8 protein-coding genes are annotated in these 12,800 nt (G+C 42.1%); 7 read left to right on the forward strand and 1 reads right to left on the reverse strand.

From position 1 onward, the window contains the following. Positions 1–119 precede the first annotated feature (119 nt). From A587_RS0114895 to A587_RS0114925, 7 genes are all read left to right on the forward strand, one after another. Positions 120–656, forward strand: a complete 537-nt coding sequence (locus A587_RS0114895) for a hypothetical protein (RefSeq protein WP_017218228.1) — start codon at positions 120–122, stop codon at positions 654–656. A 507-nt stretch (positions 657–1,163) separates the two neighbouring features. Then, entirely contained in the window at positions 1,164–4,841 is a 3,678-nt protein-coding gene (locus tag A587_RS0114900) for a PKD domain-containing protein (RefSeq protein WP_017218229.1), read from the forward strand. A 10-nt stretch (positions 4,842–4,851) separates the two neighbouring features. Then, positions 4,852–6,798 (forward strand): Hint domain-containing protein, encoded by a 1,947-nt coding sequence (locus A587_RS0114905; protein WP_017218230.1) that lies wholly within the window; start codon positions 4,852–4,854, stop codon positions 6,796–6,798. Positions 6,799–6,854: 56 nt separating this feature from the next. Then, entirely contained in the window at positions 6,855–8,102 is a 1,248-nt protein-coding gene (locus tag A587_RS0114910) for a hypothetical protein (RefSeq protein ID WP_010377895.1), read from the forward strand. Between the two features lie 11 nt (positions 8,103–8,113). Then, positions 8,114–8,953, forward strand: coding sequence for a GEVED domain-containing protein (locus A587_RS0114915; RefSeq protein WP_017218231.1), 840 nt, complete (start codon positions 8,114–8,116; stop codon positions 8,951–8,953). 11 nt (positions 8,954–8,964) lie between these two features. Continuing rightward, a complete protein-coding gene (locus tag A587_RS0114920; protein WP_017218232.1) occupies positions 8,965–10,473 on the forward strand; it encodes a hypothetical protein in 1,509 nt (502 codons plus the stop codon). Between the two features lie 122 nt (positions 10,474–10,595). Beyond that, positions 10,596–11,732 (forward strand): hypothetical protein, encoded by a 1,137-nt coding sequence (locus A587_RS0114925; protein ID WP_017218233.1) that lies wholly within the window; start codon positions 10,596–10,598, stop codon positions 11,730–11,732. Between the two features lie 152 nt (positions 11,733–11,884). On the opposite strand, the gene A587_RS0114930 is transcribed toward A587_RS0114925, so the two are convergent. Next, a complete protein-coding gene (locus tag A587_RS0114930; RefSeq protein WP_017218234.1) occupies positions 11,885–12,682 on the reverse strand; it encodes a hypothetical protein in 798 nt (265 codons plus the stop codon). Between the last annotated feature and the right edge of the window lie 118 nt (positions 12,683–12,800).

A 12,800-nucleotide genomic window follows, 5' to 3' on the forward strand; every position in this document is an offset into this window, starting at 1 on the left:
ATAGAATGCTCTTATGACTTGTGTTGGTTTTCGGCTTAGTAAATAGTTAACTAGCTAAGCTTTGAAAAAATCGCTGACACAGTAAAATGCTGCTGAGAATGGAACTTCAAGGACAAATAATGAAAAAAGTAACGCTTATCGCGCTTTCTCTCGCCTCTCTCACTGCTTGTAAAAGTAATGATATCAACCGCGTCGTGAATGACGGTGTAGACGGTGCTATTAATGGTATTTTTGGCAGTTCAGGAACCGTCGTTTCAGCAACTGGTAGTGGCTCAAGTAACGATTATTCAGTCGAAAAAGAAGATGTATGGCCTCATCAAGCAACGAAAACGGCTCGAGACTATGGCTCATTGGCATTTGTAAAAACGGCAAAGAATCCAAGTGGTAAAACCAGACTTAAGTTTAATGAATGCAAACATCCGCGAATTGGCAAAATAAGGTGCGAAGGCTATCTATACGAAGTTTCACCAGAGGGCTGGTTGGTCAAAGGCGATACTATTCACTTTGGCACACGCCATTACTCTGACATTGTTATTCCAGCCGGCCAATACTATATAAAGATAAAAGGTGAAGATGTGGGTAAAAAAGTCTATGCGACCGGAACTATTGAGATATCGCCCTTTGTTACTAATTACATTAATGTAACCGTTCAATAAAGATCACAAAAAGTACCTAGTACTTGTATAGCAGCTAGGTACTTTTTACCAGACCAATTTCCTCTTTAATCAAGCAACCCAAAACAACGCTTCTTATTCATTTTATTTCATCAATATTTTGCAGAAGCTCCTAATATAGGAACGAACAGTAAATCTGCCAGCATTAAAATTTACCTTACATTACAAAATGATGACTACCTCCCCTAGCGTATGAGCTGTTCTTAGTTTTTTATAAGCTCAAAAAAAATTCAGATTTATTCAACAATAATAATTAGTTAGATAAAAATAACAAAAAATAAAACCTCCCCCTAAATTCCCAACGAAAACATAAGGTTATTATTTTGTTTATTTTTTGTTATTTATTTATTTGAAATTCTTTATTACCTTAGAGTTTGTGCTCAAAGTAATAGCACTAATAATCAGCCGCACTCATTCGCTCTTTTATCTCATGTACTGAGTAGTTGCGTTTTAGTGGGAAGGAATCTTCAAAATAATTATGGAGTTAACATGCAAGGGTTAAAGTCTCTGTGCGTTTTAGCATCAGCGATCAGTATGTATTGTCACGGCGCTGAACGCGTCTCTTTATTCAATGACACGCAGAAAATTGCGCCAACTTTACAACAAAAACAATCCACATTTGGTGATGATTCTAATCAAAACTATCTACTCACGCTGAAAACATTTGCAGCGCAATACGCAGGTCACACGCTTACGTTTCATAAAAGCCGAGTAGGTCAAACGAAGCAAAGCCATACCATAACTCAAAAATACCAGAATATTCCAATCTGGAATCATGACCTTGTTGTGCTGACAGACGAGAACGGAACTGTTGAGCAAGTTTATGGTGATCTCATTGTTAACGTCGCTAAAGATATACCCACGCTCACTCCAGTTTCTGAAGCACAACTTAGCGCAGCTTTAGACTCAGTCATTTCTCTGTTTAACAGTGAACGCCCTAGAATTTTTAGACGTTCATCAGCAGAAGAAGTAATTTATATAGATACTCAGGGCAAAGCCCGACATGCTGCCAAGCTTGCTTTTTTCACTGACTTTGAGTCTGGTCCTTTTAAGCCACAAAGGATCCTTGCTTTTGTAGATTTAACAACAAACGAGCTTATCAGCCAATCTGATGTATTGCAACGCGTTGTTTATGAAGGCGGAAGTGGACCATCTGGTAATGACAAGGTTTCACGTCCAGATTATCAACAAGCTGATTATGTTTCTTACCCACCAAAGACCTTTGTTGTCGCCATGGAAACTGATGCTCAGCAAACCAACTGCTTATTTGATGCAAAAAACGTTGAGACCAGAAACTACAATCACGGTACAGCCCAAGTTAATACGCCTTATAGCTATAACTGCTCAGATTCAACTCGCAATGACTATAAAGAATATCACGGCGCTCGCTCTGCCTTAAATGATGCTCATCATCATGGACAAACAGCAAGCTTGATGTTCGAGGCGTATCTTGGACATAAACCCTACTTTAATAAAAAGATAATTCAAAATGTCCATTACGGACTAAACATGGATCAGGCATTTTATGAAAACGGCGAGGTCTATTTTGGTGATGGTGACTACCTCTTCTACCCTATGGTTTCCTTGGATGTAGTTGCCCATGAAATCGCTCACGGTTTTACCGAAGAGTATGGCTCAAATACGCCAAAATCAATGCTGACAGGCCAAGCTCGTGCCATCAATGAAGCCTTTTCTGATATGGCGGGTGAAGCAGCTGAATTCTTCTACTCTGGCACGAATGATTGGAAAAGTAATCACGAAACGTTCCGCCTTGATGATGCACTACGTTATTTCAAAACTCCTACGCTAGATGGAAATTCAATTGATCATGTTGAGGACTATGACGACTCAGTCACTTCTCACCATGGCGCAGGCGTATTTAACAAAGCTTTTTATTACCTCACTACTGCAGAGCTAGACAACGAAACCTCACCGTGGAATACAAAGTACGCCTTTATCTTGTTTGCTAACGCAAATAAAAACTGCTGGACCAGCAATAGTACATATCTTACTGGTGCTGATTGTGTAATGAGACAAACTCACACGGTAACTGATCAACTGACTCAAGATGGGATTAAAAAGCAAGATGGTAGCCACTGGCAAGCTACTGAATTACAAAACCACGTACGTAAGGCATTTGCACAAGTCGGTATAGGTTTGAAAGTAGACCGTGGACTCGAGAGCGAACTTGGCTTTGATCGTCAATTCTTAGCTTTTGATTTTAAGAACTTAACCCGTCGTGACGGCCAGCAAGTTTCGGCTAGTAGCAGCGAAGGCTGGCAATGGCAGTGGAATTTTGGTGATGGAAGTGCACAAAGTAGCGCCTTTGAGCCCACACATAACTATACTACTGCGGGCGAATACAATGTTGAACTGACCGCTATCGCCCCCTCTGGCCAGTCTGATACTTTTATGCTGCCTATTGAAGTTTTTGACGACTATTGCCCCGCGCAAGGCATCAATCATAGCAAGTACTACTTATCATCAGTTTCGTTGAACAGCTACAAAAACGATTCTACATCAAGCAATTATAGCGACTACTCATATGATGTAGTCGAAGTTAAGGATGGTAAAGCACTCAATGTAACGCTAACCGCAGCACCCCATCCAGATACTCAAGACAAGACAAAGAACTTTTATGTCTGGTTAGACAAAGATAATGATGGCTTATTCCATAAGACGGAAGAACTCGTACTTTTTGGCAGCAGTAAAACGCAATTGACTGGCGAGATCTCATTGAGTGGTGAGCTAAACCAAAGCTACCGCCTTCGAACTATGGTGTCATTTGGTCTAGTGAAATCCGCGTGTGGCGACATGTCTTGGGGCGAAGTTGAAGACTACACAGTGAAGCTCATTGAAAACACAGATCCTGTTGATTTAAGGATCAGCACAAGCCAAGGTGTCAATCAGATTAGCTTTGAAAACAATACTGTCGATGCACGTGTTAAACGTTGGCATTGGAAATTTGGCGATGGCACAACCAGTAGTGAAAAGTCGCCTATTCACCAATATGCGCAATCTGGCAACTATGCGGTTGAGCTAAAAGCATATGACAGATTCAACAAGGTAATTGGAAGCTGGAACAAACAAGTTCAGTTTAACACCACTATCACGGCAAGATTCACACCTCGTAAATCCGGTAGCACAGTATATGTAGATACAAATCAGAGTGTTATCCCTAAAGGTAGCACGATACAGTGGCAATTTGGAGATGGTGTCACGTCTTCAGTAAGAGACACTCAGCACACCTATCAAGCCGATGGCGAGTACACGATCACACTCACAATTAATCATGCTGATGGTACACAATCTACCACTGAAACAGTGAAAATTGGCGAAACGAGCTTTACTCCTGAAGTGAGCTACACGGTAAGCGAACAAGCAGACGGTACGTTTAAGGTCAGCTTTAGTAATACCACCACAAAACCTGATAATGCTGCAAGATACCCAGATGTAACATTGGAATGGAACTTTGGAGATGGCTCAACACTTACGCAAACTGGTAATTTTGGCCAAGACACCGAACACACCTATCAAGCCGCAGGTAACTTTAGCGCAAGCCTAACTATTAGTTACAACAAACCTATTTGGGATGATTGGGGAAGCCGAGTTACAGGTACCAAAAATATGCTGCTAGAGCTTAAATCAACACAACCTGTTGAATATTGCACGGCTGTAGGTCTGACCGATTATGAACACATCAGTAACGTGACTTTCAATCAAGATGGTCCATTTAGCAATGCACAGCAACCTGGTGTCGTTAATCCTAACAATCCAATTAAGCTCTATGCCACACAGAATAATACTTATCGTATTGAGGCAGGTTATGCAGGCAATGAAGCCTTCGCTGAAAACTACCACATCTGGATAGATTTAAACAGCGACGGTCAATTTGGCGATGGCGATTGGAGAAACAACAAATCAGAGTTGCTGGTTATGGATTTTGACCAAACTAACCAAGACTACGGTAAAGGCTATGTTGAGGGTGAATTTAGCATTCCAAGCAATAAGCTGTCACAACCTGTCACAACGACTCGAATGAGAATTTTACAGTATTACGGATTTAGCAGAGTGAATAGTATCGATCCTTGCTCTGACTATAGCAGTGCCGCGACCTCGGGGAGCGGAGAAATTGAAGACTACCTTGTAGAAATCTATAAGAATTAAGGAAAATAAAATGAAAAAACTAAACAAAAAGGTGCTCATGCCGCTTGCAATCGCGTTAGCAGTCAGCAATGCGGTAGCTGCTAGCAACAGTGTTAATGAACAACCAACTACCACGGCGTCGAAACAGAAGTCTGGACCTGCTGCAACCCAGGGGATCGCAGTAACTCAGCCAGACCAATTCGGGATCCGTAAACTCGATATGTCCAATCCGCAGCACTATCAATTGGCTAAGTCACGCTTAATCAAAGCAAACCGTATTGAGAGCGAGTTCCCACAGCTACACAAAACGCTAGATGTAGCAAAAGGACAGCACTTATCAGCCAAAATGAATATGACCACCTCTGAAGTGCCGCCAGTTAGTGAAACTGAAGTGGATATCATTAAAGAAGCACATTTCTTCTTGGATATGAACTTAGCTATTTCGTCTGATACAAACGAGCCTTATCTCATTGTACGTGCAAAAAGCTCACGCTTTGGTGGTACAAAGGCGACCTACATCGACTTGTTGTTAGAAGATGCAAATGGTAATCAGCTTGCGCCTTTAGGTTCTACATTTAATGTACTAGATGGTAAAGACACACTTGCAACTTCGACTATTTCACTGAAGTCATTGAAAGCAAACTTTCCCAACCTAGATACCATTTACGCAAGTTCATACGTTGAACTAGAGCAAGAAGATGGCACTATCAGTACGACGATGAAGTACACTGAATACCCATTCTCATGGGAGCACTTTGAAGCGCTTTATGGCTCTGCTGCACCAGCTGCAAAAGGTGAGGCTTCTGCACTTAACGTAGGGATCACCTCATCTTTGGATACACGTCCGAAGTATAATGCGACTGCGCCTATCGATAAAAACAACGACGCGGTTATTAAAATCTGTTTAAACCGTAGTCATACTGACTGTGATTACGCAGCAGATCAATACCGTGAACCGAATGAAATTACCGATGTAAATATCCCATTCAACGGCGAGTTACGTGTTCCTCACGAAATCACTGAAATCTATCCAACTGTAGGCGATTTGCCAAACGGTATAGATGAACCAACGAATATCTATCTACAAGAAGGTATCTATGGCGGCGCGACAAAGCAAAGCTATAAAGGGCTCGAAAACGCGGTTAAGCAATTTTCCGATTACTTGGAGTTCGAAGTTGATACAGTAAACCAAGAGTCGATTATCCGTTGGAATATTCCACGTTCTGAGGGCCGTTTTGGTAATGCCAAACTGTTCTCAAACATCGCTGAAGCAAACTGGTATATGACCTTTGCTGTTAAAGGTTATCCGTACTTTAAGAAAGGACGTGGTGGTGCCGTTGCATTCCAAGTTTCACTAACGTCAGAAACATCAACGCGTTTTGGTAACTTCTATAGTGAAGTATTACCTATGATGAAGTTAGGTTATAGCTGTCTAGCTACAGGCACAATGATCACCATGGCCGATGGCAAACAACTTGCTATTGAAGACATTGCGAAAGGCGATTTGGTATTAGGTGCACTTGCTTCGAATACCCAAGTTAAAGAACCAATGCAAGTTATTGATGTGTCGGTTGGGATTGAAGCTATCAAGATGTATCGCGTAAAAGGCGCAGATGGCTCTGATATCTTAACTACCGAGACTCACCCAATTTCGACCTCAAATAAAGGAATTATTTGGGCGAAAGAGCTAAAAGTTGGCGATCGTATCTTAACTGAGAATGGATCGGTGCTGGTAACAAGCGTGACTAAAGAGAAGTATCGCGACAAGATTTATAACCTAAAACTTGCGCCAACAGCAGATTCTAAACTAGCTGAGTCACGTAACTTTGCCATGTTTGCCAATGGTATGGCGGTAGGCGATCTTGCTACACAAGATGAGTTTAACTACAAAGATCAGGACGTACGCATGTCAGAAGAAGAGATCCTCCAACGTCTTCCTGAAAAGTGGAAAACAGACTACATCAACAGCCTGAACTAATCGCTGCATCTGGCCTCTCCTATTGAGGGGCCATACTTCTCAGTAAGGAATTCAACATGAAATTTATATATTCTCCATTGGCACGTGCCATGGGGGTAATGGGACTTTTTGCCTGCAGTTTTTCAGCTACTGCTGATCAAATTGCTAATCCAGAGTTCACTACCCAAGCAAATAACTCTGATTTAGACTCAGTGACACTCGGTACTGCTTACCATAGTGAAAAAGAAGGTTTTTATGCACTGCAAAGTGTGCTTGGCCGAGTTGATGAAACCTATGGCAATACCGAAATGGATTTTGTCGTCGGTGTAGATATGAGCTATAGCCAACTATCTAGTATGCTAGATGGTAATTTAGGCGCTGCACTTGATGTTCCAGTCATAAAAGTTGGCGTTGGCGCAAGCTACGCAAAACAAAACGCCGCAGATAACTACACTGGCACTTACACCCTATTTCTCTCCTTAAAACCGAAAAAACGACTGTTAGTTGCGGATCCTCAGACTGGATTTAAACCTACACAAGCTGCGCTTGATTTGGTCAATGCTAACCCTGGAGATAAATTCAATAATATTGGTAATGAGTTTGTATCAGCGATTGAGTACGGCTCTCAAGTTATGATCAACCTCAAGTTCCAATATAAAAATGACGAAGACAAAGTCAAATGGGGGGGTCAGCTTGGTGTGGACTGGGCGGGTAAAGTCAGTGTCAGTGGTAAACTGCAAAAAGTAGACGAAAATGTGAAGCGTAACATCAAAATTACCGTTTCTGCGCTACAGCTTGGTGGTGATCCAACTGAACTATTGAAGGTGATCCCCAATCAGCTCGTCAACTGTACGATGGAAAACCCAACACCATGCTTTGATGTGTTTAAAAACAGTATCGATTACATCAAAACTAACTACGTTACTCAGTTTGATACATTAGATAAATACAACGTTGGTCGAGTCTTAACACAAAGTTATACCGACTCTGGACCAAGCCTATCTCCCTTAGTACCTGATGATGTCTATCCTGCCAAAAGCATCTTGACTAAGTTGGCTTTGAAAAACATGAGTGATGATTGGGTACAGGCAATTCTCGACAATCGTCGTGCCGATAACCTACTCAATTACTACGCCAGTGAGCTGAATAACTCACATCGAACTGCATTAGAAACCATTCGCGATAATGCGCTCTTTAACTCATTTATTCTGGCAGACGCCGTTGATTATTGTAAGCGTAATCCAATTGGTAATTACTGTCGCGATAGAGAGCTACAGACTCGTGGCCGCGTTCATCAGTATGACCGTAAATGGCTAGAATTATAAGGAATAAGACTATGTTAAAAGTCATGCTAACCAGCACATTAATTGCCTCATTCGCTGCGACAGTAGCACCATCAGCGCAGGCAAATACGACTTTATTTGAATCTCGAGATGTACTTACGCCACAGCAAGCGTTAGGACGCTTTCAATGGTTGGAAAAGTGCTACCCAGGGTTGTTGGTTGAAGTCTCTGATAATATCTTTGATCCCACAACTCCCATTCCAAATGATGAGAAAATAGCAAATCTTAAAAAAGTAATGCTATACAAAAATAGTACCCTCAGGACTGATGCAAAATACCTTACCTTTGGAGATGAAGACAATGCGAATCCAAAGAACTGGTTTGCGGGTAAGTCACCAACGACTTCTTGTTTGCAGATCCCATCAGATTATCGCATAAGCGCGGTGATGGTTACACCTGCAATGCCGAACTACTGCGCCACAAAGTCTCGTGAACGTGCCTATGAGTTTATCCAATCAGTCAAGTTTTCTAATATTGAAAACACCAGTAGCAACACCTTTTACAGTAACTATGTTGGTGATACTGCGAAAATATATGCCGATAGAAGCTACCAGTTAACGTTAACCCCAGGATTTAGTAGTGCAGAAACATATCCGGAAACTTGGCATGTGTTTATTGACTGGAACCAAGATGGTGATTTTAACGATACAAAAGAAACCTTATTTGCAGGTGTCTCAGAACAAGCAGTTCAGGTAGAAATTACACCGCCAACGGGCGCCAAAAAGGGCATGACGAAAATGCGCGTTACCATGGATTACTTGGGTGGCAGCAATGACGCATGTAAAGAAATAGACTCTGGAGAGGTAGAAGATTACCTCCTTTACGTGAAGTAATAGGTGGCAACATGAACTTATACAAACAGACTATCGCGGCACTTATTGCCGGCACTACACCTTTCGCATTCGCAGATTCCAATTTTGTGAACGAAGCGGAATTAATGCAAAAAGCACAAAATGTGAATACCTTTCAAAGCGAAATTCCCGGATTGATGAACGATCACATTGTGCTAGGTACGGCTTATAACAGCGACCAAAAGCGCTTTTTGAATGTTCAAACTGTCGCAGGGGAAACTGTTGAGACTCTCGGCAATACCCGTGTGCAATTTGAACTGGTAAACAATGGCAGCTATGACGAAGTGCTCCGTCAACTCAACGGTAATGTTGATGTTGATGTTGGCTTTCCGGTCATTCGTGTCAAAGCTGGCGGCCACTTAGCCAAAGAAATGTCCTCGACTGAGTTTTCTAATACTTATACTTTCCAAGCATCATTAACACCGAAAAAGCGTGTACTTATGCCAGCGGATGCCAACATTGGTTACACCTTGACCCCGTCAGGTAATACGTTAGCGAATGAATATCAAAGTAAACTAATGAGCATGGCAGGCGATGGATTTATCAGTGAGATTGAATACGGTGCACAGCTACTCATTAACATGAAAATTGAATACTTAAGTGAGCAGCACAAAAGTGAAATTGGCGGTTACTTAGGGGTAAGTTACGGTGCTGGTAATATTGGCATTAGCGTCGATGGTAAGCTTAATTATATCGACGAAGACCTTAAGAAAAGTGTGCGCATTACCGTCAGAGCTTTACAAAAAGGCGGTGATCCTAAACAGCTTCTCAGCATAATCCCTAACAATATTATCACCTGTTCACTCGATAACTACGAGCCTTGCTTTACTTTATTTGAGCAAGCGGTGAACTATGCGAAAAACGACTTTGGTAATCAGTTTAATGCGCTATCTGATTACAACGTAGTGCGTTACAAGGCAACGCCTTACGAGATCAGCTCACAAGATGTACGTCGTTTAGATTCAGGTAATAAAGATATTCGCTTTGAAACCACTTACCGTACTTTATGGCTTGAAGATCAATTCAAAAAGTCGGTTAATCATGAACACCGTGCGCGTGGTGTACTTGCGCAATACGCTAGTTGGATGACGGATGTACAACGTCAAAAAGCAGAAGGCGTACAAGAAGCCGCTTACAACAATGCATGGATTTATGAGCAATATGCTCGAGTTTGTCGCGATAATCCTTATGGTACAGCTTGTACAGATGCGTGGAACGATTATCTAAATACTTGTAGTGGTAGTGGTGTCGGCTGCATACAAAACTACACGCTTGCCGATCTGAATATACCAGCTGATAACATGACGCAATACTTCAAATGTGAAAATGCCCGAGAAGCAACAGCAAACTTTGGTGTTGAAGAAAATCATGTATCACTTGGGTTTAGACAGTTGGGCTGGGCGCCTTCCTTTGTTGATGCAAATGACCCTGCTGTGGGCGTGATGGTTTGGCTACCATGTAAATCAGCCCTACCAACCTATGGAACCGCTTTTGAAAATTAGTGAGTAGTAAAAACGCTAAGACTCAATTAGTCCAATTGAGGCGTGGCAAGTAATAAACAATCGCACATTGAATTATTACTTCTTCGCCTCTCCCACAGTAAACCATCTACAGGAATTTATGTATGCACTTAAGAACCATATTAATAGTGCTCTGTGGCCTGTTAAGCTTTTATGCAAATGCACATACCTATTACTCTTTAAATACTGAGCATGAACAACTCGGGCAGGGATTTGAACAGGAATTAGGCATACCGCTTGAATCGTGCCTCGATGGTCAGTGGCAATTTCAGGGTGGTAGCATGGGCGACTTGGCTTATCGTGGCGATTTTGACTCCGACACCATGATCAATACCATTACAGGTAGTGTAAAGGCTGGTATCAACTTAGTTATTTTTGGTGGCTCAGCCAAATTTTCCATGCGCAGGAAAGTAACCAAAAATAGAAATTCAGCAGCCTCGGCGGTCGAGTTAACCTATGAAAAAGGAAGTTATAACTTTGAAAATCGAACCACCAAACCCGCTTTTGTCGAGCTGCTCAGTACAGATCCGACTCAGGTAAGAAACCGCTGTGGTGACAGCTTCATCCACAATATCAAACTTGGTTCTCGTATCTATGTTACCGCTAAACTCCATTTTAAAGATCGCACAAAATACGAATGGTTTCAGACCAAAATCAAAGTGAAATTTCTTTTTTTCAGTAAAACTTTTACTAAAACCAAAGTATTTCAAGAGGCAACCAAAGATGCCGTCTATACGATTCAGGTGAATACCGATGGGGGTATGACGCCAGAACTCGCTAGACTCAGTAAAAATGGCACCATGCACTGCAAAACCGATAATCTAACTCCCTGTATTACATACGCCGACAATTTATTTAGCTACTTACTAGACGGTGGAGAGTATGTCGACGACCTTAAAGACGAACATTTAAACGTTTTAAAGTACGAAGTCGAAAGCTATGAAGACTCTGGCCATTATGACCTCGCCTATGCTGGTCACACCGCACTGTCTAACCGCTATATTGCACTGTCTGCCAGACTCAGAAGTTATCAAGATTTAGTTTATGACGAAATAGAAAGGTTGAGTGCATTTAAAGCTGTGTCTGAAGACCCGCTTGAAATCGAACAGCTTACAGCTCGTATTTCCGCCCGTAATACGCAGCGCATCGGACTCGAGCAAGCTGGCGAATACTGTGCGACACTGCCCGGTACTACCCTTTGTGAAAATCGTATAGAATCCGCAATCGCAAACGTTGACTAGGCGACTTCAGGAAAAGGAGCGCGCTAGCACACGCCCTTAACCCGTTGTCCTTACCACTCTATTCTCCAACCAATGAGGCTATATGGCCTCGCTTCTTTTATGTCGCAATTAAGCGTCACCTCAAAAAGCGCTGTGGAACCGCTGAGGTATTCTTAATCTAATAATGTTGGTGTCTCCGACGTAAAATCAATCCATGCATTAGTGCCTAAGAGTTCAGCACCCACCACACTCGGATCTTCATATCGCATGACGAAATTTTTTGGCCCGTGCGCGTAGGCCACTACTAAGCCATATTCAGAGTCCAAAAAGCCTCCGTGTGGAACAAGTCCTGGGTAGCTAATACGCCATGCATTACTGTGATTACTTACCTGTCCTAACGTTAGCTTACCGATCACGTTATCTGGTAGTAAAAAGAACCACGTCCATGGGCCACCTGATACAATCGTCATCACTTCATCGATGCCGACGCCATTTTCAGCGCTGTTGACATGTAGTTTCCCAAACTTTTCTTGTAGATATGACTTAACTTCGCTGCTCATCGCTTTCATGTCGTATATCTTAGGATAAGGTGCAACGCCTATCTCTGAAGTAGATAGAAATCCGCCACGATGCATTTCCGGTTGACGCCCTGCTTGCTTGATTTCGTTTAGTAGCTCACCTCGGTGTAAAGAAAATAACGACAGTAACTGCATGCTTTCTTGTTCGTTAATCGCCCTTTTCTTGGATACCTCCAGAATAGGCCGAGCCTCTTCTGGAATATTCACGGTGCTCACCCTCACTCCGACACGACGTAATACTTTATTTACCTGCGCAATCCCCTTTGACTCAGCTCTGCCATCACTATACGACAGTATAAGCTGCCCCTCGCTCTGCGTAGCATTGGCGATACAGCTTGATAGGGGCAATACCGAAACAAGCGCAACAAGCACTAAATTAGAAAACTTCTTCATATTAATTTCTCCTCAAACAATTAGACAAGTAAGGCAAAACCATCACTGTCGAGCCTATTTTCCAAGTCTAAGTATTAATTATGAGTAGAAAAACATAGTTTCAGTAAACAAATTAAAC

This window comes from Pseudoalteromonas sp. NJ631, assembly GCF_000276645.1.
In the GTDB taxonomy this organism is placed as follows: Bacteria; Pseudomonadota; Gammaproteobacteria; order Enterobacterales; family Alteromonadaceae; genus Pseudoalteromonas; species Pseudoalteromonas piscicida.